The sequence below is a fragment of the Streptomyces sp. NPDC059010 genome (assembly GCF_042740355.1).
Classification (GTDB): Bacteria; Actinomycetota; Actinomycetes; order Streptomycetales; family Streptomycetaceae; genus Streptomyces.
On record NZ_JBHYJA010000003.1, the window covers coordinates 104,785 to 126,549 of the forward strand.

The window sequence follows — 21,765 nt, forward strand, 5'->3', positions numbered from 1 at the left end:
CGGCGCGCGCCCCGGGGGGGGGGCGGGGGGGGGGGGGGGGGGGGGGGGGGGTGGGGGGGGCCCCCCCCCCCGGGGGCCTGTGTTCCGGAGCGGGCCCGGCCCGACGCCCAGCGGCGACGCGGTTTCCGTATCGGCTGCACGGCCGACGGTCCCGAGGGACCGGTCCGACTCGATGTCGCCGTGCAGGCCGAGCCCGAACTGCGGATCGTGGGGGAGCGGTTGAGCGCCGGCGGGCTCGTCCTGCTGGAGACGGCTCTGCGGGATCCGAGCCGGCCCTTCGTCCAGGCCGCCTGGCATACGGCCGGTCAGTCGCCGGTGACGCGGGCGCCCCTGCCCGACGACCGGCTCGCCACCGCGCTGCTGCCGCTGCGGGTGGCCGGCAAGACGGACGGGCAGCGCAGGGTGATCGCCGCCGCCGAGCAGATGGTGGTGGCGCTGCGGTCGGTCTTCGCCTGCGACCCCCGTCCCGAGCGGATGCGCTGCCCGGTACCGGTCGGCTCCGGGCGGCTGCTCGGCGGCTGCGACAACCTCGCCGATGTGCTGTGGCGGACCCGCGCCGAATGCGGGCGGCGCCATACGCAGTTCGTCGCCGCGGTACGGGCGGGGTGTGCCGGGGCGGTCGCGGACGTGGCCGCGGAGGTGCTCGGCGGCGGGGCCGTGCGGGCGGTGCTCGACCGGGGGGACGGCATCCGCACGGAGCTTTGCCGGCTCGGCGACGGCGAGCTGCGCTATCTCGCCCTGTCACTGGTGCTGTTGACCGGACCCGGGGTGCTGGAGGTCGACCCGGCGGGTGAGGTGCCCGCGGCCATGCAGTCGTTGACCGTGCTGGCGGACGGGCTGGACCGGGGGCTCGATCCCGGGCAGCGGGGGGAACTGGCGCGGTTGGCGGCCCGGATGTGCGAGCGGGGGCACATCCGGGTGGTGGGGGCGGTGAGTGACGCGTCGGGGCTGGTGGGGGCGGCAGGGGTGTCGGAGGCGGCGGAAGTGGGTGGGGTGACGGTGGTACACCTGGAGCCGTGACCGAACCTCTTGATGTGGCCAAGCTGCAGCGACGGCTGGCCGAGTTCGCTGCCGCGCGCAACTGGCAGCCGTACCACACACCCAAGAACCTCGTCGCGGCGCTGAGCGTGGAGGCGTCCGAACTGGTCGAGATCTTCCAGTGGTTGACCCCGGAGGAGTCGGCGCGGGTCATGGACGACGCGGACACCGCGGAGCGCGTGACGGACGAGGTCGCGGACGTGCTGGCGTATCTGCTGCAGCTGTGCCAGGTGCTCGGGATCGATCCGCTGGCGGCGCTCGACGCGAAGATCGACCGGAACGAGCGGAGGTTTCCCGCGCCGTAGTGAGCGGCGGGGACGGCGGTGGGCAGAGGCGGTTGCCGCGCGGGGAGGAATTCAGTCCACTTTCACTCTCCGTATCTGTTTGGCGGGCTGTAGTTGAAAAGTTGTCCGCAGATTTCCGTCTTCCTCTGGCTTTTCGTCTCAGAGCACTTCACTCTGGGTAGTGAACAAGGGAGTTCGGGCGGACGCGTGGGCAGCGCGTCGGAACAGATGGGGACTGCGGATGGACGCGGTGCGGCTCATCGGGACTAGCAGGCGTGCGCTGGCGGGCAGCAGGGGCGCGCCGGACATCATGACCGAGGTATGGCAGGCGCAGGCACTGGCTCAGGCCATAGGGAGTCGGCTGGCCGTGTTCGGCCCACCTGAACTGCGGGGCGAGGCGCTGGGGCTGACGGAGCTGGCGGGGCGCGGCTGCGGGGTGCTGGACACACCGGAACTCGCGGAGGGCGACTTACGCGCCGCCCAGCTCACGGAGTTGGGGGACGCCCGGCAGGCACTGATGCACCTGGGGAGCCTGCTGGGGGAGGTGGGGATCGCCCTGGTCGGCGTGGCCAGCGGCGCGGACGACGAGACGACGTACTGGCAGTGCATGGAGGCGATCGACGCGGCGGACGAGTCCCGGGACCGGGTGCTGGAGATGCTGCGAAGACTGGCGGACCGGGATCAGGTGCTGGCGGAGAGGGAGGCGGGGTAGAGGGAGGCGGGGTAGGGGCGGGCGCCATACGCCGGGCGCCCGCGGGGGTATCCCTGCTCGAAAGGCTGGGGGCGGAGGGGGAGGTACCCCGTCGGGCCGGGCCGTGCACCCACTCCCGGCCCACTCCCGGCCCGCTCCCGGCCCGCTCCCGGCCCACTCCTGGCCCAGGCCCACTCCCGGCTCACCCCCGGCGGCCCGCCCCGCCGCCGAGCGCTCGGTCAGAGCGCGCCGCCTCAGCCGGCCTCCGTGTCCTGCCGCTCGCCCACCCCGGACGCCCCGGACGCCCCGGTCGACTGCAGATCCGCGTCCAGTGCCGACAGGTCCGCGTTCAGCGCGGCCATCAGCTCCTCCATCTGCTGCAGCAGCCCCTTCGGCTGACCGGCACCGCCGGCCTGCTGTGGTGCGAGTTCCTCGGACATGACGGCCTCCTCGGCCTCCGGCCCCCCGGATGGAAGTGGGCCGACAGAGTGACGCGCCGACGGTCACCGACCGGCACGGGCGCCGGGGGGTCCGGCTCCGATCGAGCCAACGATCACCGTCCGGGCCGGTCACTGGCCCGGGCGAGCGGCGGCAACCGCGCGCACGGAATTCACCCGACCGTGGACGCGGGCGGCGGAGGGACCGGTGCGGCCGACCCGCGCCCCGGCGTGCAGGATGGAGGTATGGATCTTCGCATCTTCACCGAGCCCCAGCAGGGGGCCACCTACGACACCCTCCTCTCCGTGGCGAAGGCCACCGAGGACCTTGGCTTCGATGCGTTCTTCCGGTCGGACCACTATCTGAAGATGGGTTCCGGTGATGGTCTGCCCGGCCCCACCGACGCCTGGATCACGCTCGCCGGCCTCGCACGCGAGACCAAGCGGATCCGCCTCGGCACCCTGATGACCGCCGGCACCTTCCGCCTGCCCGGCGTGCTCGCCATCCAGGTCGCCCAGGTCGACCAGATGTCCGGCGGCCGCGTCGAACTCGGCCTGGGCGCCGGGTGGTTCGAGGAGGAGCACAAGGCGTACGGCATCCCGTTCCCGAAGGAGAAGTTCGGGCGGCTGGAGGAGCAGCTCGCCATCGTCACGGGGCTGTGGGCCACCGAGGTCGGCCAGACCTTCGACTTCCACGGCACCTACTACGACCTCACCGACTCGCCCGCCCTGCCCAAGCCCGTCCAGGACAGGATCCCGGTGCTGATCGGCGGGCACGGCGCCACCCGGACGCCGCGGCTGGCCGCCAAGTACGCCGATGAGTTCAACATGCCGTTCGCCTCGGTCGAGGACAGCCAGCGGCAGTTCGGGCGGGTACGGGCAGCCGCCGAGGCGGCCAGCCGCAAGGGCGACGAACTCGTCTTCTCCAACGCCCTCGTCGTGTGCGTCGGCAAGGACGACCAGGAGGTCGCCCGGCGCGCCGCCGCGATCGGCCGGGAGGTCGACGAGCTGAAGGCCAACGGCCTCGCCGGCTCTCCGGAGGAGGTCGTCGACAAGATCGGGCGGTACCAGGAGATCGGTACCCGGCGGCTCTACCTCCAGGTCCTCGACCTGGGCGACCTGGATCACCTGGAGCTCATCTCGTCCCAGGTCCAGTCGCAACTGTCGTAGCCCTTCCCGTCCTTCTCGCTCCTCCCGCCCTCTTCCTCCCGTCCTCTTCCTCCCGCCCTCTTCCTTTCGTCCTTCTTCTCTTCAGCTCTCATCCCGTCGCGGCCCCCGGCAGCATCCAGCCGGGGGCCGTGCCGTGGACAGGTGGCGCGGAAGGGGCGGACGAAAAACCCCGGGAGGTTCCGACGTGGGCTCTGTACGTTGGACAGGCTGCGCACAGGCGCAGCTCAGACCCTATTCAAAGGCCGACCCACCGTGTTCCTGACCATCACCACCACCGGGACCCCCGAACGCCCAGCCACAGATCTCGGCTTCCTGCTGCACAAGCACCCCGAGAAATCGCAGGCGTTCTCCACCTCCTACGGCAAGGCGCACGTCCTCTACCCCGAGGCGGACGCCGGGCGCTGCACGGCGGCGCTGCTCCTGGAGGTCGACGCGGTGGCGCTGGTCCGGCGTGGGAAGGGCAAGGGCCGCGGCGGGGCGCCCGACGCGGCGCTCGCGCAGTACGTCAACGACCGGCCGTACGCCGCCTCCTCGCTGCTCGCGGTCGCGCTCAGCAGCGTGTTCTCCAGCGCGATGCGCGGCGTGTGCAACGCCCGGCCCGAGCGGGCCGCCGAGCCGCTGCCCCTGCGTATCGAGGTGCCCTCGCTGCCCGCCCGGGGCGGGCCGGAGCTGGTACGCCGCCTGTTCGAGCCGCTCGGCTGGGCGGTGACCGCCGAGCCGGTGCCGCTGGACGTGCGGTTCCCGGAGTGGGGCGACTCGCGCTACGTCCGGCTCGTCCTGGAGTCGGAGACCCTGACCCTCGCCGAGGCCCTGCGCCACCTGTACGTCCTGCTCCCCGTCCTCGACGACGCCAAGCACTACTGGGTCGCCCCCGACGAGGTCGACAAGCTGCTGCGCGTCGGTGAGGGTTGGCTGCCGGACCACCCGGAGCAGAAGCTGATCACCAGCCGGTATCTGTCGCGCCGCTGGTCGCTGACCCGCGAGGCGATGGAGCGGCTGGAGCTGGTGCGGCTCGCGGAGGCCGACGACAGCGAGGTCGAGGACATCGACAACGCCGTCGAGGCCGAGAGCGAGACCGAGGAGAAGCCGACCCCGCTCGCCGTGCAGCGCCGGGACGCGATCATCGTCGCGCTGAAGGCGTCCGGTGCCGCGCGGGTGCTCGACCTCGGCTGCGGGCAGGGCCAGTTGGTGCAGGCCCTCCTCAAGGACCCGGCGTTCACCGAGATCGTCGGCGTGGACGTGTCCATGCGGGCGCTCACCATCGCCGGACGGCGGCTGAAGCTGGACCGGATGGGCGAGCGGCAGGCCTCGCGCGTGAAGCTCTTCCAGTCCTCCCTCGCCTACACCGACAACCGCCTCAAGGGCTACGACGCCGCCGTGCTCAGCGAGGTCATCGAGCATCTCGACCTGCCCCGGCTGCCCGCCCTGGAGTACGCGGTGTTCGGCGCCGCCCGCCCGCGGACGGTCCTCGTGACGACCCCGAACGTCGAGTACAACGTCCGCTGGGAGTCCCTCCCGGCCGGGCACGTCCGGCACGGCGACCACCGGTTCGAGTGGACGCGCGAGGAGTTCCGCGCGTGGGCGCACGCGGTGGCCGAACGGCACGGGTACGGCGTGGAGTTCGTGCCGGTGGGGCCGGACGACCCGGAGGTGGGTCCGCCCACGCAGATGGCCGTGTTCGACATGGGTACGGCCGCGATCGACGTGACCGACGAGAAGGAGGAGAAGGCCGCATGAACCAGGCGACGAACGGGCGTGTCCTGCCCGTCACCGACCTCTCCCTCGTCGTGCTCGTCGGCGCCTCCGGCTCCGGCAAGTCCACCTTCGCCCGACGGCACTTCAAGCCCACCGAGGTGATCTCCTCCGACTTCTGCCGCGGCCTGGTCGCCGACGACGAGAACGACCAGAGCGCGAGCCGGGACGCCTTCGACGTCCTGCACTACATCGCGGGCAAGCGCCTGGCCGCCGGCCGCCGCACGGTCGTGGACGCCACCAATGTGCAGCAGGACGCCCGCAAGCAGCTGATCCAGCTCGCGAAGCAGTACGACGTGCTGCCCATCGCCGTCGTGCTGGACGTCCCGGAGGAGGTGTGCGCCGAGCGCAACGCCGCCCGCACCGACCGGGCCGACATGCCGCGCCGCGTCATCCAGCGGCACATCCGCGAGCTGCGCCGGTCGGTCCGGCACCTGGAGCGCGAGGGCTTCCGCAAGGTGCACATCCTGCGCGGTGCTCAGGACATCGAGCACGCCACCGTGGTCACCGAGAAGCGCTTCAACGACCTGACCCACCTCACCGGCCCCTTCGACATCGTCGGCGACATCCACGGCTGCGCGTCCGAACTGGAGGCGCTGCTCGGCAAGCTCGGCTACGCCGACGGCGTGCACCCGGACGGCCGTACCGCCGTCTTCGTCGGCGACCTCGTCGACCGCGGCCCGGACAGCCCGGGCGTGCTGCGCCGCGTGATGTCCATGGTCAAGTCGGGCAACGCGCTGTGTGTGCCGGGCAACCACGAGAACAAGTACGGGCGTCACCTCAAGGGCCGCAAGGTCCAGCACACGCACGGACTCGCCGAGACCATCGAGCAGATGGAGACCGAGAGCGAGGAGTTCCGCGCCGAGGTCCGGGAGTTCATCGACGGGCTGGTCAGCCACTACGTCCTCGACGGCGGCAAGCTGGTCGTCTGCCACGCCGGTCTGCCGGAGAAGTACCACGGCCGTACCTCGGGGCGGGTGCGCTCGCACGCGCTGTACGGCGACACCACCGGGGAGACCGACGAGTTCGGGCTGCCGGTGCGCTACCCGTGGGCCGAGGACTACCGGGGCCGTGCGGCTGTGGTGTACGGCCACACCCCGGTGCCGGACGCCACATGGCTGAACAACACCATCTGCCTGGACACCGGCGCGGTCTTCGGCGGCAAGCTGACCGCGCTGCGCTGGCCGGAGCGGGAGCTGGTCGACGTACCGGCGGAGCAGGTCTGGTACGAGCCGGCCAAGCCGCTGCGGACGGAGGCACCGGGCGGGCACGACGGCCGGCCGCTCGACCTGAACGACGTACAGGGCCGCAGGGTCGTCGAGACCCGGCACTCGGGCCGGGTGTCGGTCCGTGAGGAGAACGCGGCGGCGGCCCTGGAGGTCATGAGCCGTTTCGCCGTCGACCCGCGTCTGCTGCCGTACCTTCCGCCGACCATGGCGCCCACGGCCACGAGTCACATCGAGGGCTACCTGGAGCACCCGGCGGAGGCCTTCGCGCAGTACGCGGCGGACGGTGTCGAGCGGGTCGTGTGCGAGGAGAAGCACATGGGTTCGCGGGCCGTGGCGCTGGTGTGCCGGGACGCGGACGTGGCGCGCAGGAGGTTCGGGGTCGACGGGCCCACCGGGTCGCTGTACACCCGCACCGGTCGCCCCTTCTTCGACGACGAGTCGGTGACCGAGACGATCCTGGACCGCGTCCGGGAGGCCGTCGGCGAGGCCGGGCTCTGGGACGAACTGGAGACGGACTGGCTGCTGCTCGACGCCGAGCTGATGCCGTGGTCGCTGAAGGCGACGGGCCTGCTGCGCTCGCAGTACGCGGCGGTCGGCGCCGCCTCCGGGGCCGCGTTCCCGGGTGCGTTGGCGGCCCTGGAGGGTGCTGCGGCGCGTGGAGTCGACGTGTCCGACCTGCTGGCGCGCCAGCGCGAACGGGCCTCGGACGCGGCCGCGTTCACCGAGGCGTACCGCCGCTACTGCTGGACGACGGACGGCCTGGAGGGCGTGCGCCTGGCACCGTTCCAGATCCTGGCCGTCCAGGGCCGTAGCCTCGCGGCCCTCCCGCACAACGAGCAGCTCGCGCTGCTCGACCGGCTGGTGGAGCACGACGGCAGCGGACTGCTCCAGACCACCCGGCGGCTGTACGTCGACACCGGTGACCCGGAGTCGGTGCAGGCCGGTGTCGACTGGTGGCTGGAGATGACGGGCCGCGGCGGTGAGGGCATGGTCGTCAAGCCGCTCGGTGCGGTGGTGCGCAGTGGGGAGGGCCGGCTGGTGCAGCCCGGTATCAAGTGCCGGGGCCGTGAGTACCTGCGGATCATCTACGGTCCGGAGTACACGCGCCCGGACAACCTGGACCGTCTGCGCAAGCGGTTCCTCAACCACAAGCGCTCCCTCGCCATCCGCGAGTACGCGCTCGGCCTGGAGGCCCTGGACCGGCTGGCCGAGGGCGAGCCGCTGTGGCGGGTGCACGAGGCGGTGTTCGGGGTGCTGGCGCTGGAGTCGGAGCCGGTGGACCCCCGGCTGTGACCCGAAGGCTGTGACCCGAAGGCCGTGACCCCGAGTGCTGTGACCCCGGGGCCACGGCCTCAGCCGACCAGCCGCAGCCGCTCCCGGCACACACCCACGCGGACCGTCTGCCCCCAGGTCAGCTGGACCGCGTCCGTCTCCATGCCGTCCCCGAAGGCGACGAGCCGTTCCGACTCGACGGTGAGCTGCAGACGGTTCGCGGCGGCGAGTTCCCCGGCCACCAGTGACGTACCGGTGGCCGGGGACGGCCAGGCCTCGCGGACGTACCACAACAGGCGGTCCTCGGTCGGGGCGGGCAACCGCAGTCGCCCGCCCCGCTCCTGCCACACCGACCGGATCCAGCCGGTCGCCCCCGTCCCGGTGCCGATGAGCACCCCGGACGAGGCCTGGGCCTCGACGACACCCCCGTCGTCCTCCAGGCCCAGGCGGTATCTGGCCGTCTGGTGACCGACGGCGCCCAGGTAGATCTCGTTGAGCGCCACCAGACGCTGGGTGTCGTCGGCGACGGCCTCGACCATGGTGAGTTCGTCGACGAGGCCCCTTCCGGATTGGGTGGCGGCGAGCAGCGGACCGGCGTCCTCGGGCCGGTGACGTACCAGGACGCCCGGGTTGCGGCCGGGATCGGTGTCGATGCCCAGCACCGGCTGCCCGGCCAGGTACTTGGCCGCGTTCGCGACCAGGCCGTCCTGCCCGACCACGACCACGACGTCCTCCGGGGCGAACAGGAAACGGTCCAGGTCGGCCCGCTCGACCCGCGCCTGACGCCAGGTCATCGGCACGGCCGAGGCGACCTCGGCCAGCGCCTGCCCGGCGCGCTGGTGGCGTTCCACGATCTCCCCGATGTCGCGGCCCCGGGAGGAGAGGAAGAAGGCGGCCTGGCCGTGGGTGCCGTGCCGGGCCACCAACTCCTCGTACTCCGTGGTGCGATGGACGAGGACGACCCGCGGGGCGAGGCTCACTCCTGCTCCCGCGCCCCGAGCCGGGCGAGCAGCCCGGTCAGTACGTCCGGCGACACCGTCACGCTGTCGATCCGCGGCAGGTTCTCCGCCAGCCGGGTCCCGGTGAGGGCGTGCAGAGTGGCCACGTCCACCTCGGCGTGCACCCGCAGCCAGGCCGCCTGCGCCTGCGCCCGCGCCTCACCGACCTCACGCGCCCCTTCGGCCTCGGCCCGGGCCAGCCGTACCGACCGGGTCGCCTCGGCGTCGGCGAGCCGTACGGTGCGTGCCGCCTCCGCCTCGGCCCTGACCGCGTCGGCCGACGCGTGCTCCTCGGCCTCGCGGCGCGCGTTCGTACCGCGCTGCTCCACCAACTGCTCCTCGCGGCGGGCGAGTTCGATCTGGCTGGCCAGTTCGTTCTCGGCGATGGTCCGCTCCCGCTCGACGGCCACCGCACGCCGTTCGTACGTCGCCCGGTCCGCCTCCTGCTGGATCTGCTCGCGCGCCGGGGTGCGCAACGCCCGCTCCACCTCGGGTTCCGGTCGCAGCGCCACGACGCGTACGGCGACCACCTCGATGCCGGTCGCCGGCAGCCGGGGCTCCCCGGCGAGGCCGGACGCGATCCGCTCCCGTACCGCCGTCACGCCGTCGACCAGGGCCGCCGACAGCGGCGTACGCGCGAGGACGTCCAGCGCGTGCTGCTGCGCCGTCTCCGTCAGGAGCGTGCCCAGCTGCTCCAGCGGGGTGCCCCGCCAGGCGCCCGTGTCCGGGTCGACGGAGAAGTCCAGGCGGGCCGCGGCCACCGCCGGGTCGCTGATCCGGTAGGTGACCGTCGCCTGTACGGCCACGTCCTGGAAGTCGGACGTACGGGCATGGAAGGTCATCGCCAACTCCCGGTCGTCGACCGGGACTTCGGAGAGCGCGGCGGTCAGCGCACGGAACCAGAAGCTGAGCCCGGGGCCGTCGTGCAGCAGCTTTCCGCCGCGGTGGTGGCGGATGTGCGCCGTGGGTGCGCCACGCAGATGGCGCCAGCCGAGGCGCCGGGTGATGTCGGCCATGAAGCCCCCTCTTTTTCGTCATGAAGACGATAAGCGCGAAGGCTGCTTGTCGTCAAGAGGACGAAAAGAAGAAGGGGGCAAGTAGGGGGTGAACGCGGCCCCCGGTGGTCAGGATGGAGACATGGCGTTTCATGTCGACTCCGAGGCCGGGCGGCTGCGCCGCGTCATCCTGCACCGGCCGGATCTTGAGCTCAAAAGGCTCACCCCCAGCAACAAGGACGCGCTGCTCTTCGACGACGTGCTGTGGGTGCGCCGGGCGCGCGCCGAGCACGACGGGTTCGCCGACGTGCTGCGCGACCGTGGCGTCACCGTCCACCTCTTCGGTGACCTGCTCACCGAGGCCCTGGAGCTCCCGGCGGCCCGCAGGCTCGTCCTGGACCGGGTCTTCGACGAGAAGGAGTACGGGGTGCTCGCCACCGACCACCTCCGTGCGGCCTTCGAGGGCCTGCCCGCGCCCGAGCTGGCCGAGGCCCTCGTCGGCGGCATGACCAAGCGGGAGTTCCTGGAGGAGCACCCCGAGCCGACCTCCGTGCGCTTCCATGTCATGGAACTCGACGACTTCCTCCTCGCGCCCCTGCCCAACCACCTCTTCACCCGCGACACCTCCGCCTGGATCTACGACGGCGTCTCGGTCAACGCGATGCGCTGGCCCGCCCGGCAGCGCGAGACCGTGCACTTCGAGGCGATCTACCGGCATCACCCGCTGTTCCGTGACGAAACGTTCCACTTCTGGTCCGAGGGGCAGGCGGACTACCCCTCCACCATCGAGGGCGGGGACGTCCTGGTCATTGGCAACGGCGCGGTGCTGATCGGCATGAGCGAGCGGACGACGCCCCAGGCGGTCGAGATGCTCGCCCACAAGCTGTTCGCCGCCGGGTCGGCGCAGACCATCGTCGCCCTCGACATGCCCAAGCGGCGTGCGCTGATGCATCTCGACACCGTGATGACGATGGTCGACGGCGATGTCTTCACCCAGTACGCCGGGCTCGGCATGCTCCGCTCGTACACCATCGAACCGGGCGCCGGCGACAAGGAGCTGAAGGTCACCGACCATCCGCCGGAGCACATGCACCGCGCCATCGCCGCCGCCCTCGGGCTGAACGAGATCCGGGTGCTGACCGCGACGCAGGACGTCCACGCGGCCGAGCGTGAGCAGTGGGACGACGGCTGCAATGTGCTCGCCGTCGAGCCCGGTGTCGTCGTGGCCTACGAGCGGAACGCCACCACCAACACGCATCTGCGCAAGCAGGGTATCGAGGTGATCGAGATTCCGGGCAGCGAGCTGGGGCGGGGGAGGGGCGGGCCGCGCTGTATGAGCTGTCCGGTCGAGCGGGCGGCCGTATAGGGGTGATGGGCGGCGGGTGACGAAGATCGCTCTGCGGAGAAGGCTCTGTATAGAAATGCTGATGGTCGTATAGACTTCCAAGGTCCCCTGTACTCGTACCTCTGGAGCGCCCTCATGGCGACTGTCCCGACCGCCCTCGCCGGCCGCCACTTCCTCAAGGAGCTCGACTTCACCGAGCAGGAGTTCCTCGGGCTGGTCGAGCTGGCCGCCGAGCTGAAGGCCGCCAAGAAGGCCGGGGCCGAGACGCAGTACCTGCGGGGCCGGAACATTGCGCTGATCTTCGAGAAGACCTCCACGCGCACGCGCTGCGCCTTCGAGGTCGCCGCCGCCGATCAGGGTGCCTCGACGACGTACCTGGACCCCTCGGGCTCGCAGATCGGCCACAAGGAGTCCGTGAAGGACACCGCGCGCGTGCTGGGGCGGATGTACGACGGGATCGAGTACCGCGGGGACAGCCAGGCGAACGTGGAGGAGCTGGCGCGGTACGCGGGCGTGCCCGTCTTCAACGGCCTCACCGACGACTGGCATCCCACCCAGATGCTGGCCGACGTGCTGACGATGACCGAGCACAGCGGCAAGCCGCCCAAGGAGATCGCCTTCGCCTACCTCGGCGACGCCCGCTTCAACATGGGCAACTCGTATCTGATCACCGGCGCGCTGCTCGGCATGGACGTCCGGGTCGTCGCGCCCAAGGAGTACTGGCCGAACGACGAGGTCGTGGCCCGGGCCCGCGAGCTGGCGGAGGGCAGCGGCGCCTTCATCACGCTCACCGAGGACATCGCCGAGGGGGTGCGCGGCGCCGACTTCGTCGCCACCGATGTGTGGGTGTCCATGGGGGAGCCCAAGGAGGTATGGGACGAGCGGATCGCCGCGCTCGGCGCCTATGCGGTGACCATGGACGTGCTGCGGGCCACCGGGAACCCCGACGTCAGGTTCCTGCACTGTCTGCCGGCGTTCCATGATCTCGGCACGAAGGTCGGTCGCGAGATCTTCGAGAGCCATGGGCTTCGGTCGCTTGAGGTGACCGACGAGGTCTTCGAGTCGGCGCACTCGGTGGTCTTCGACGAGGCGGAGAACCGGATGCACACGATCAAGGCGGTGCTGGTGGCGACGCTGGGCTGAGGTGTGGGACGCCGTAGGGCGGGGTCACATGGGGCGGCGCCACATGGTGTGGGGCCACATGGCGCGGCGCCACACAGAGCGGGGTCACATGGGGCGGCGCTGAGCCGGTAGCACCGGCAGTCTGAACCACACGGCCTTGCCGGAGTCCGTCGGCCGGTGGCCGCAGGAGGAGCTCAGGGCGCGGATCAGGAGCAGGCCGCGGCCGTGCTCCTGCCAGGGGTCGGGGTCGCAGTCGGCCGGGCGGGTCAGATTGCCCGGCGGGGCCGGGTCCGGGTCGTGCACCTCGACCTGGCAGCCGGACGGCAGCAGCTCCACCACGAGCTCTATCGGGCCGTTGCCCGCGGTGTGCTCCACGGCGTTCGCGACCAGTTCCGCCGTGAGGAGCTCCGCGGTGTCGCTGTCGGCGGCATGCTCCAGCTCGGCCAGCGCCGTACGGACCAGTGCACGGGCGACGGGCACGGCCGCAGCGGTGTGCGGCAGCGCGATACGCCAGGAGGCGGAGGCTGCGGAGCGATCTTGCAAGGCGGGTCCGTTCATGAGCAGGCTGTCCTGCTTTCAACCTTATGAATGGTACGGCGCCACCCGGCTGAGGCATCCGACGGGCACCGTTCGGGACCTTCGGCCCCGACTGCTGGGCGGCTTACCCAGGTGAACGGTCGGCCTCGCACGGTTGATCCCGCCGTTACGGCGGTGTCGACGAGTCGTGACGGATGTGACGGGGCCGGGTCACATCCCCGGCACACCAAGGTCACACCCGAACGGGTTATCGCGTGGTCGTGACGACAGTCAAAGTTGAGTGATAGCTTCGAGGGAGAGAGCTCGAAGGGCAGAGCTCAGTGATGCAGTGCCCGCCGTCCGCCCGAGGAGGCCGCACGTCATGAGTCCCTTCACCGGCTCCGCCGCCCGCAACCCCGAGTGGAAGCATCTGCGGGTCGAGTACGCCGACGGGGTCGCCACCGTCACCCTCGCCCGCCCCGAGAAACTCAACGCGCTCACCTTCGGCGCCTACGCCGACCTGCGCGATCTGCTCGCCGAGCTGTCCCGCGAGCGGGCGGTACGGGCCCTGGTGCTGGCCGGTGAGGGCCGCGGCTTCTGCTCCGGCGGTGACGTCGACGAGATCATCGGCGCGACCCTGTCCATGGACACCGCCCAGTTGCTCGACTTCAACCGGATGACCGGGCAGGTGGTGCGGGCCGTACGGGAGTGCCCGTTCCCGGTGATCGCGGCGGTGCACGGGGTGGCGGCGGGCGCCGGTGCCGTACTGGCCCTCGCCGCCGACTTCCGCGTCGCCGACCCCACCGCCCGCTTCGCCTTCCTCTTCACCCGCGTGGGCCTGTCGGGCGGCGACATGGGCGCCGCCTATCTGCTGCCCAGGGTCGTCGGCCTCGGCCACGCCACCCGCCTGCTCATGCTGGGCGAACCGGTACGCGCCCCCGAGGCCGAACGCATCGGGCTCATCAGCGAACTGACGGACGAGGGCCGGGCGCACGAGGCCGCGGAGGCACTCGCCCGGCGCCTCGCCGACGGCCCGGCACTGGCATACGCCCAGACGAAGGCCCTCCTGACAGCCGAGCTGGACATGCCCCTGTCGGCAGCGGTGGAAATGGACGCGTCGACGCAGGCGCTGCTGATGAACGGCGAGGACTACACAGAGTTCCACGCGGCCTTCACGGAGAAGCGCCCGCCGAAGTGGCAGGGGAGGTAGCGGATGCTCTCGCCCAAGGGGACTGCATCGCCCTCAGGGGCGCGGGGCTGTATTGAATCTGCGGCTACCGCCGCGCGGGCGCGACCAGCCACAACGAGCCCGCAGTCGCCCGACAGGACAAGCCACCCCCAACGAATCGCCATCATCGGCGGCGGCCCCGGCGGCCTCTACGCCGCCGCGTTGCTGAAACGTCTCGACCCCACCCGCGAGGTGACCGTCTGGGAACGCAACGCCCCCGACGACACCTTCGGCTTCGGAGTAGTCCTCTCCGACGAGACCCTCGGCGGCATCGAACACGCCGACCCCGCGGTCTACGAGGCCATGCAAGCGCACTTCACCCGCTGGGACGACATCGACATCGTCCACCGAAACACCCGCCAGACCTCCGGAGGACACGGCTTCGCGGCACTCGGCAGAAAACGCCTCCTGGAAATCCTGCACGACCGCTGCCACACCCTCGGCGTAGAACTCCGCTTCCGCTCCGAGGCCCCCTACCCCGCCTGGCTGGCCGAGGCATACGACCTCGTCATCGCCGCCGACGGTGTGCACAGCACCACCCGAGAGGCCTACACCCATGTGTTCCGCCCCCATGTGGCCGAACACCACTGCCGATACATCTGGCTCGCCGCGGACTTCGCCTTCGAATCCTTCCGCTTCGAGATCGCCGAGACCGAACACGGCGTGATGCAACTGCACGGATACCCGTACGCGGCCGATGCCTCCACCGTGATCGTCGAAATGCGGGAAGAGGTCTGGCGGGCGGCCGGGTTCGCGGAACTCGACGAGCAGGGGTCAGTAGAGCGCTGCGCCAAGATCTTCGCGGAAGCACTCGGCGGACGGCCCCTCAAGTCCAACAAGTCGGCCTGGACGACCTTCCGCACGGTCGTCAACGAGCGCTGGTCGCACGGCAACATCGTGCTGCTCGGCGACGCCGCCCACACCGCGCACTTCTCCATCGGCTCCGGCACCAAACTGGCCGTCGAGGACGCCCTCGCGCTCGCCGCCTGTCTGGAGGAACAGCCTTCCCTGGAGCGGGCGTTGGCGGCCTACGAGGAGGAACGCAAGCCGGTCGTCGCCTCCACGCAGCGCGCCGCCCGCGCCAGCCTGGAGTGGTTCGAGAACCTCGGCCTCTACCTCGACCAGCCGCCACGCCAGTTCGCCTTCAACCTGCTCACCCGCAGCCGCCGCGTCACCCATGACAACCTGCGCCTGCGCGACGCCCACTTCACCGAGTCCGTGGAGGGCGAGTTCGGCTGCCCGCCCGGTACGCCCCCGATGTTCACCCCCTTCCGGCTGCGCGGCCTGACCCTGCGCAACCGGGTCGTCGTCTCCCCGATGGACATGTACTCCGCCACGGACGGCATCCCGGGCGACTTCCACCTCGTCCATCTCGGCGCCCGCGCCCTCGGCGGCGCCGGCCTGGTGATGACCGAGATGGTGTGCGTCAGCCCGGAGGGACGGATCACCCCCGGCTGCGCCGGCCTCTACACCGGCAGACAGGCCGACGCCTGGAAGCGGATCGTCCAGTTCGTGCACGCCCAGGCGCCCGGCACCGCGATCGGCGTGCAGCTCGGCCACAGCGGCCGCAAGGGGTCGACCAAGCTGATGTGGGAGGGCATGGACGAGCCCCTGGAGGACGGCAACTGGCCGCTCGTGGCGCCGTCCCCGATCCCCTACAAGCCGTACAGTCAGACCCCGCGCGAGCTGACCCGACCCCAACTCACCGATATCCGCGAGCAGTTCACGGCAGCCGCCTGGCGCGCCGCCCGGGCCGGCTTCGACCTCCTCGAACTGCACTGCGCGCACGGCTATCTGCTCTCCGGCTTCCTCTCCCCGCTCACCAACCAGCGCACCGACGCCTACGGCGGCTCCCTGGAGAAACGGCTCCGCTTCCCGCTCGAAGTCTTCGACGCCATACGCGGCGTATGGCCGGAGGAACGGCCCATGACCGTCCGTATCTCCGCCACCGACTGGGCCGAGGGCGGCACGACCGCCGACGACGCCGTGGAGATCGCCCGCGCCTTCGCCGCGCACGGCGCCGACGCGGTCGACGTGTCGACCGGGCAGGTCGTGGCCGACGAGCGGCCGGAGTTCGGGCGGTCGTACCAGACGCCGTACGCGGACCGGATCCGCCACATCACCGGCCTCCCGGTGATCGCGGTCGGTGCGATCTCCTCCTGGGACGACGTCAACTCCCTGATCCTGGCGGGCCGCACGGACCTGTGCGCCCTCGCCCGCCCCCACCTCTACGACCCGCACTGGACGCTGCACGCGGCGGCCGAACAGGGCTACGCCGGTCCCGGCGTCGTCTGGCCGGCCCCGTACCGGGCGGGCAGCCGCCGCCCCCAGACCGGCCGCACGGACGCCCCCAAGCCCCGACTCACACTGGGGACTTGAGGGCGCCGCCCATCGGGGGGCCCGAGGTCATAGACCGGCGTATGCCGCTCCGGCGTCGCGCAGACGCGCGTGCAGCCCCCGGAAGACTCCGGCCGAGCGCGCGCCGGGCCAGTCCTCGGGCAGTAGCCGGGCGGGCAGGCCGGGGTCGGTGTACGGGAGATGGCGCCAGGAGTCGAGGGCGAGAAGGTAGTCCCGGTAGGCCTCCTCGGGCGGGGTGTCCGTCCGTCGCTCCCAGTCGTGCAGCACGCGCGCGTGGCGGTCGAGGAACGCGTCGTGCTCCTTGGCGATCGCGGCCAGGTCCCACCAGCGGGCGACGGCCTCGGCGGTCGGCGTGAAGCCGAGGTGCTCGCCGCGGAAGAAGTCGACGTACTCCTCCAGGCGCAGCCGCGCGAGCGTGTGCCGGGCCTCCTCGTACAGCCGTGCCGGCGCGATCCACACCCCCGGGGCAGCCGTCCCGAAGCCGAGCCCGGCCAGCCGGGAACGCAGCACATGCCGCTTCTGCCGCTCCGACTCCGGCACCGAGAACACCGCGAGCACCCAGCCCTCGTCCTCGGGCGGCACGGTCGTGTAGATGCGCCGGTCACCGTCGTCGAGCAACTGACGGGCGTCCGGCGACAGTTCGTACCCGGCCGCGCCCTGTGCCGTACGGGCGGGCAGCAACAGCCCGCGCCGCTTGAGACGGGACACCGACGACCGTACCGAGGGGGCGTCCACGCCGACCGCGGCCAGGAGTCTGATCAGCTCCGCGACCGGCACCGGGCCGGGCATATGGCGGCCGTAGGCGCCGTAGAGCGTGACGATGAGAGACCGTGGTGCATGCTGGTCGGACACGTTGATCATCTTAGGTCGTACGGATCACTGCCGGTCACCCCGCGGGTCACTTCCGGCGCGCAGCCGGAACCGCTGGAGCTTGCCGGTCGCCGTGCGCGGCAGCGCGTCCAGGAAGACGATCTCGCGCGGGCACTTGTACGGCGCCAGCTCGGCCTTGACGAACGCGCGCAGCGCCTCCACGTCGCGTCTCGCCCCCTCCCTGAGCACCGCGTATGCCACCACGACCTGACCGCGCGCCTCGTCGGGCCGCCCCACCACCGCCGTCTCCAGGACGTCCGGGTGGCGCGCCAGGGCCTCCTCGACCTCCGGGCCGGCGATGTTGTAACCGGCCGAGATGATCATGTCGTCCGCGCGGGCGACATAGCGGAAGTAGCCGTCACTCTCCCGGACGTAGGTGTCGCCGGTGATGTTCCAGCCGTACTGTACGTACTCGCGCTGACGCGGGTCGGCGAGATAGCGGCAGCCGACCGGCCCCCGCACGGCGAGCAGCCCCGGTTCCCCGTCGGGCACGTCCTGGCCGTCCGCGCCGACCACACGCGCGTGCCACCCCGGCACCGGCATTCCCGTCGTCCCGGGCCTGATGTGTTCGTCGGCCGCGGAGATGAAGATGTGCAGCAGCTCGGTGGCGCCGATGCCGTTGATGATGCGCAGCCCGGTCCGCTCGTGCCAGGCCTGCCAGGTGGCCGCGGGCAGGTTCTCGCCCGCGGAGACACAGCGGCGCAGCGAGGTGATGTCGTGCGAGTCGAGCTCGTCCAGCATCGCTCGGTATGCCGTCGGCGCGGTGAACAGCACCGACACCCGGTGCTCGCCGATCGCGGGCAACAGCTGTTTGGGACCGGCCTGTTCGAGGAGCAGGGCGCTGGCGCCGGCCCGCATCGGGAAGATGACGAGCCCGCCGAGGCCGAAGGTGAAGCCGAGCGGGGGACTGCCGGCGAAGACATCGCCCACATGTGGCTGCAGCACATGTTCCGAGAAGGTGTCCGCTATCGCGAGCACATCCCGGTGGAAGTGCATACAGCCCTTGGGCCGTCCGGTGGTTCCCGAGGTGAAGGCGATGAGCGCGACGTCGTCGGCCGCGGTGTCGGCGGCGGGATACGGCCCGTCGGGCGCCGGGCGGCGCAGCAGGTCGTCGGGGGCGTCACCGCCGTAGGTCGCGATCCGCAGGCCGGGTATCTCGGCCTTGGCGAGGTCGTCGACGGCCCGGATGTCGCACAGCGCGTGCCGCACCTCGGCTATCTCGCACATGGTCGCAAGCTCGTGCGGCCGCTGCTGGGCCAGCACCGTGACGGCGACCGCGCCCGCCTTCAGCACCGCCAGCCAGCAGGCCGCCAGCCACGGTGTGGTCGGGCCGCGCAGCAGCACCCGGTTGCCCGGGACGACGCCGAGCTGGCCGGTGAGCACATGTGCCAGCCGGTCGACGTGGGCGCGCAGTGTGCCGTACGTCCATGTGGGGCCGGACGGGGTGTGGAACACGGGGCGCTCGTCGCCGGGGCCGTCGAGCAGTTCGGCGGCGGCGTTGAGCCGTTCGGGGTAACGCAGCCCCGGCAGGTCGAAGCGGAGCTCGGGCCACTGGTCGGGCGGTGGCAGATGCTCGCGGGCGAAGCTGTCGACGTGGGCGGAGCGGTGCAGACCGGCCATGGCGGTTCGCCCCCTTGCCGTGTGGGCTGCCTTATGGGCGTCGTGCTGGTGCACGCAGTGCTTGTGGGCGTCGTGGTGGGCTCGCACAGGGAGCGTATCGTGTTGGTGACGACAGTCAATGGTGCGCGATATCGTCGAATCGGTCCAGCGAAGAGGTACGTCGAGCAGGTCGTCGCGAGCGTCCGTCGGGGACGGCTCCGCAGGGAGGTCGGCAATGCCCGCATTCTCACTCGATCCGACGCAGACCGCCTGGTGTGCGGAGCTGCGCGCCCTGGCCGCCGAACGTCTGCGCCCGCTCGCGGAGAAGGGGGAACCCGGGCACGTCAACCGAGCGCTGGTCGCCGAGCTCGGTCGACTGGGCCTGCTGGAGCGGCTGTTCACCTCCGGCGCGGTCGACCTGTGCCTGATGCGGGAGTCCCTCGCGTACGCCTGCACGGAGGCGGAGACCGCGCTCGCCCTGCAGGGCCTGGGCGCCCACCCCGTGCACGCGTACGGCACCCCGGCCCAGCGGGAGCGCTGGCTGCCCCGGGTGGCCGAGGGCAGTGCGGTGGCGGCCTTCGCGCTGAGCGAGCCGGGGGCCGGGTCGGACGCGGCGGCGCTGGAGCTGCGGGCGGAACGGGACACCGGCGGGGGCGCCGAGGGGGACGTCGGCGAGGACACCGAGGGGGCGGCCGAACCGCCCGTCGCCGAGCCCGACGGCCCCGCCCGCTGGCGGCTCACCGGCGAGAAGTGCTGGATCTCCAACGCCCCCGAGGCCGACTTCTACACCGTCTTCGCCCGCACCACCCCAGGCGCCGGATCCCGTGGAGTGACCGCCTTCCTGGTCCCCGCCGACCGGCCCGGCCTCACCGGAACGGGCCTCGACATGCTGTCCCCGCACCCCATCGGAGCCCTCGCCTTCGACGCCGTCCCCGTCACCGCCGACGACCTGCTCGGCGAGCCCGGCCGCGGCTTCCGGGTCGCCATGGGCACCCTCAACCTCTTCCGGCCCAGCGTCGGCGCCTTCGCCGTCGGCATGGCACAGGCAGCCCTGGACGCGACCCTCGCCCACACGGCCGAACGGGACGCGTTCGGCGGCAAGTTGAAGGACCTCCAGACGGTCGCCCACCAGGTCGCCGAGATGGCCCTGCGCACGGAGGCGGCCCGTCTGATGGTGTACGCGGCGGCGACGGCGTACGACGAGAAGGCCCCGGACGTGCCGGGCCGGGCGGCGATGGCGAAGCTGCTCGCGACGGAGACCGCGCAGTACGTCGTCGACAAGGCGGTCCAACTGCACGGCGCCCGGGCCCTGCGCCGCGGCCATCTGCTCGAACACCTCTACCGCGAGGTGCGCGCCCCGCGTGTCTACGAGGGCGCCAGCGAGGTCCAACGCGGCATCATCGCAAGGGAGTTGTACGCGACCATGGAGGCCGGACAGTGAGCACCGAGCGCGTCAACCCGCCCGACCTGTCCCCGCCCACCGGCTTCTCCCACGCGGTCGTCGCCACCGGCTCACGGGTCGTCTTCCTGGCCGGCCAGACCGCTCTCGACGCGGACGGCAAGGTCACCGGGGCCACCCTGCCCGAGCAGTTCGAGCGGGCCCTGACCAATCTGCTGGCGGCACTCACCGCGGCCGGCGGCACCCCCGCCGACCTCGCCCGGGTGACGGTCTACGCCACCGATGTCGCCGCGTATCGCACGCAGGCCGTCGAACTCGGCGGTGTCTGGCGGCGGCTGGCGGGGCGGGACTATCCGGCGATGGCGGTCGTCGAGGTCGTACGGCTCTGGGACGAAGAGGCGATGGTGGAGCTCGACGGGTTCGCCGTGCTGCCGTAGATCCCGCTCATGCGCAGGTCCCGCTCATGCGCAGGTCCCGCTCATGCGTGGGTCCTGCTCATGCGTGGGTCCAGCTCATACGAGGGTCTCGCTCACGCCGCCATCGCGAGGCGGTCGGCCGGCACCCGGTGCGGTGCGACGACACGGCCGTCGGGCAGCAGTTCACCGCTGTCGTCGAAGACGATCGCCCCGTCGCAGAGCAGGCTCCAGCCCTGCTCGGGGTGTGCCGACACCACATGTGCGCTGGGGCTGTCGGAGGAAGGGCACGAGGGCTGGTGGGAACACATGGCGCACCTCCACGTCGGGCGGACGAGCCGTGTGGTTCGTCCATATGGGTAGACCATGCTCCCGCCGCGAACTCATCGGAACGGCCGGTCATGAACCGTGACACCACGCGGACAACACTCTGACCGATCCACGACGGTCGGGGCGGACTCGCCACCGAGTGGGTGAAGGTCACGTCCGTGGGCGCACCCTGCGGGTACGAGTGGAAGGCCCCACTCCGCCCACCCGGGAGGTCATCCCATGCCCCTGCGCCCCGCCCTCGCCACCGCTGCCTGCGCCGCGCTGCTCCTGCTGGTCGCCGCGCCCTCGGCCCCCGCCCACTCCGGGGCGGCCGCGGGCCCCGAGGAGATCGTGACCATCGACAACACGGGCCGTATGGCCGCGGACGGCACGGTCACCCTGTCCGGCACCTACCGCTGCGTCGACAGTGTGGGCCCGGTGTTCGTGAGCTCCTCCATCAGCCAGCGGAGCGAGACCGTCCGATACGCCATCGGCGGCACCTCTGCCGTGTGCGACGGCAAGCTGCACCGCTGGGAGAACAAGAGCAAGTCCGCCGCGACCACGCTCAAGAGCGGCAAGTCGGACGTCGAGGCCACCATCGTGGAGCTCCACCCCGTCGGCATCCTGCCGCTGCCCCGCTTCCACGCGCTGCTGAAGGAGAACATCACGCTGTCGAAGGCGTGACGGCAGCCCACCCGTCGCACGACACGGACCACGCCCCTCCCGGTCGGGAGGGGCGC

Annotated in this window: 20 protein-coding genes; 13 read left to right on the top strand and 7 right to left on the bottom strand. The window is 71.6% G+C overall.

All coding sequences use genetic code 11. The annotated features are described in order from the left end of the window. From ACFWYS_RS04265 to ACFWYS_RS04275, 3 genes are all read left to right on the top strand, one after another. Positions 1-1,020 (top strand): ATP-binding protein (locus tag ACFWYS_RS04265; RefSeq protein WP_384763060.1); only part of this gene is annotated, 1,020 nt, incomplete at its 5' end. Beyond that, positions 1,017-1,343 carry a nucleotide pyrophosphohydrolase gene (locus ACFWYS_RS04270; protein ID WP_384763062.1) on the top strand — a complete coding sequence of 109 codons (327 nt, stop codon included), beginning with the start codon at positions 1,017-1,019 and terminating at the stop codon, positions 1,341-1,343. The genes ACFWYS_RS04265 and ACFWYS_RS04270, both read left to right, overlap by 4 nt. Positions 1,344-1,563: 220 nt before the next feature. Beyond that, positions 1,564-2,034 (top strand): DUF6099 family protein, encoded by a 471-nt coding sequence (locus tag ACFWYS_RS04275; RefSeq protein ID WP_384763065.1) that lies wholly within the window; start codon positions 1,564-1,566, stop codon positions 2,032-2,034. A gap of 233 nt (positions 2,035-2,267) precedes the next feature. Here the strand turns inward: ACFWYS_RS04275 and ACFWYS_RS04280 are convergent, their stop codons facing one another. After that, a complete protein-coding gene (locus tag ACFWYS_RS04280) occupies positions 2,268-2,453 on the bottom strand; it encodes a hypothetical protein (RefSeq protein ID WP_384763068.1) in 186 nt (61 codons plus the stop codon). 243 nt (positions 2,454-2,696) lie between these two features. On the opposite strand from ACFWYS_RS04280, the gene ACFWYS_RS04285 reads away from it, so the two are divergent. The 3 genes from ACFWYS_RS04285 to ACFWYS_RS04295 all read left to right on the top strand — a co-directional run bounded on the left by ACFWYS_RS04285 (position 2,697) and on the right by ACFWYS_RS04295 (position 7,894). Then, a complete protein-coding gene (locus ACFWYS_RS04285) occupies positions 2,697-3,620 on the top strand; it encodes an LLM class F420-dependent oxidoreductase (protein WP_384763070.1) in 924 nt (307 codons plus the stop codon). A gap of 252 nt (positions 3,621-3,872) precedes the next feature. Further along, positions 3,873-5,357 (top strand): 3' terminal RNA ribose 2'-O-methyltransferase Hen1, encoded by a 1,485-nt coding sequence (locus tag ACFWYS_RS04290; RefSeq protein ID WP_384763073.1) that lies wholly within the window; start codon positions 3,873-3,875, stop codon positions 5,355-5,357. Continuing rightward, the gene (locus ACFWYS_RS04295) at positions 5,354-7,894 is read left to right on the top strand and encodes a polynucleotide kinase-phosphatase (protein ID WP_384763076.1); all 2,541 of its coding nucleotides are present in this window, start codon (positions 5,354-5,356) and stop codon (positions 7,892-7,894) included. Before ACFWYS_RS04290 ends, ACFWYS_RS04295 begins: the two co-directional genes overlap by 4 nt. Positions 7,895-7,953: 59 nt before the next feature. On the opposite strand, the gene ACFWYS_RS04300 is transcribed toward ACFWYS_RS04295, so the two are convergent. Both ACFWYS_RS04300 and ACFWYS_RS04305 read right to left on the bottom strand, forming a co-directional pair. Beyond that, complete coding sequence (locus tag ACFWYS_RS04300) at positions 7,954-8,853, bottom strand: hypothetical protein (protein ID WP_384763079.1); 900 nt, start codon at positions 8,851-8,853, stop codon at positions 7,954-7,956. Then, positions 8,850-9,887, bottom strand: a complete 1,038-nt coding sequence (locus tag ACFWYS_RS04305) for an SPFH domain-containing protein (protein ID WP_384763081.1) — start codon at positions 9,885-9,887, stop codon at positions 8,850-8,852. Before ACFWYS_RS04305 ends, ACFWYS_RS04300 begins: the two co-directional genes overlap by 4 nt. Positions 9,888-10,008: 121 nt before the next feature. Here ACFWYS_RS04305 and ACFWYS_RS04310 point away from each other — a divergent pair, with 121 nt between their 5' ends. Further along, positions 10,009-11,232, top strand: a complete 1,224-nt coding sequence (locus ACFWYS_RS04310) for an arginine deiminase (protein WP_384763084.1) — start codon at positions 10,009-10,011, stop codon at positions 11,230-11,232. A 114-nt stretch (positions 11,233-11,346) separates the two neighbouring features. Next, positions 11,347-12,354 (top strand): ornithine carbamoyltransferase, encoded by a 1,008-nt coding sequence (gene argF, locus ACFWYS_RS04315; protein WP_384763087.1) that lies wholly within the window; start codon positions 11,347-11,349, stop codon positions 12,352-12,354. Positions 12,355-12,438: 84 nt separating this feature from the next. On the opposite strand, the gene ACFWYS_RS04320 is transcribed toward argF, so the two are convergent. After that, positions 12,439-12,891 carry an ATP-binding protein gene (locus tag ACFWYS_RS04320; RefSeq protein WP_384763090.1) on the bottom strand — a complete coding sequence of 151 codons (453 nt, stop codon included), beginning with the start codon at positions 12,889-12,891 and terminating at the stop codon, positions 12,439-12,441. A 340-nt stretch (positions 12,892-13,231) separates the two neighbouring features. Between ACFWYS_RS04320 and ACFWYS_RS04325 the strand changes: the two genes are divergently transcribed. Next, positions 13,232-14,059, top strand: a complete 828-nt coding sequence (locus ACFWYS_RS04325; RefSeq protein WP_384763092.1) for an enoyl-CoA hydratase family protein — start codon at positions 13,232-13,234, stop codon at positions 14,057-14,059. A gap of 3 nt (positions 14,060-14,062) precedes the next feature. Continuing rightward, positions 14,063-16,456 (top strand): bifunctional salicylyl-CoA 5-hydroxylase/oxidoreductase, encoded by a 2,394-nt coding sequence (locus ACFWYS_RS04330; protein ID WP_384763095.1) that lies wholly within the window; start codon positions 14,063-14,065, stop codon positions 16,454-16,456. A gap of 27 nt (positions 16,457-16,483) precedes the next feature. Here ACFWYS_RS04330 and ACFWYS_RS04335 read toward each other — a convergent pair whose 3' ends face one another. Continuing rightward, a complete protein-coding gene (locus tag ACFWYS_RS04335; RefSeq protein ID WP_384763098.1) occupies positions 16,484-17,296 on the bottom strand; it encodes a PaaX family transcriptional regulator C-terminal domain-containing protein in 813 nt (270 codons plus the stop codon). A 15-nt stretch (positions 17,297-17,311) separates the two neighbouring features. Further along, positions 17,312-18,925 (bottom strand): AMP-binding protein, encoded by a 1,614-nt coding sequence (locus ACFWYS_RS04340; protein WP_384763101.1) that lies wholly within the window; start codon positions 18,923-18,925, stop codon positions 17,312-17,314. Between the two features lie 214 nt (positions 18,926-19,139). Here ACFWYS_RS04340 and ACFWYS_RS04345 point away from each other — a divergent pair, with 214 nt between their 5' ends. Both ACFWYS_RS04345 and ACFWYS_RS04350 read left to right on the top strand, forming a co-directional pair. Continuing rightward, positions 19,140-20,345, top strand: coding sequence for an acyl-CoA dehydrogenase family protein (locus tag ACFWYS_RS04345; RefSeq protein ID WP_384763104.1), 1,206 nt, complete (start codon positions 19,140-19,142; stop codon positions 20,343-20,345). Further along, complete coding sequence (locus tag ACFWYS_RS04350; RefSeq protein ID WP_384763107.1) at positions 20,342-20,740, top strand: RidA family protein; 399 nt, start codon at positions 20,342-20,344, stop codon at positions 20,738-20,740. Before ACFWYS_RS04345 ends, ACFWYS_RS04350 begins: the two co-directional genes overlap by 4 nt. Positions 20,741-20,832: 92 nt before the next feature. Here the strand turns inward: ACFWYS_RS04350 and ACFWYS_RS04355 are convergent, their stop codons facing one another. Then, positions 20,833-21,027 (bottom strand): DUF5999 family protein, encoded by a 195-nt coding sequence (locus tag ACFWYS_RS04355; RefSeq protein WP_384763110.1) that lies wholly within the window; start codon positions 21,025-21,027, stop codon positions 20,833-20,835. A 238-nt stretch (positions 21,028-21,265) separates the two neighbouring features. Between ACFWYS_RS04355 and ACFWYS_RS04360 the strand changes: the two genes are divergently transcribed. After that, positions 21,266-21,709, top strand: coding sequence for a DUF6299 family protein (locus tag ACFWYS_RS04360; protein WP_384763112.1), 444 nt, complete (start codon positions 21,266-21,268; stop codon positions 21,707-21,709). Positions 21,710-21,765 lie beyond the last annotated feature (56 nt).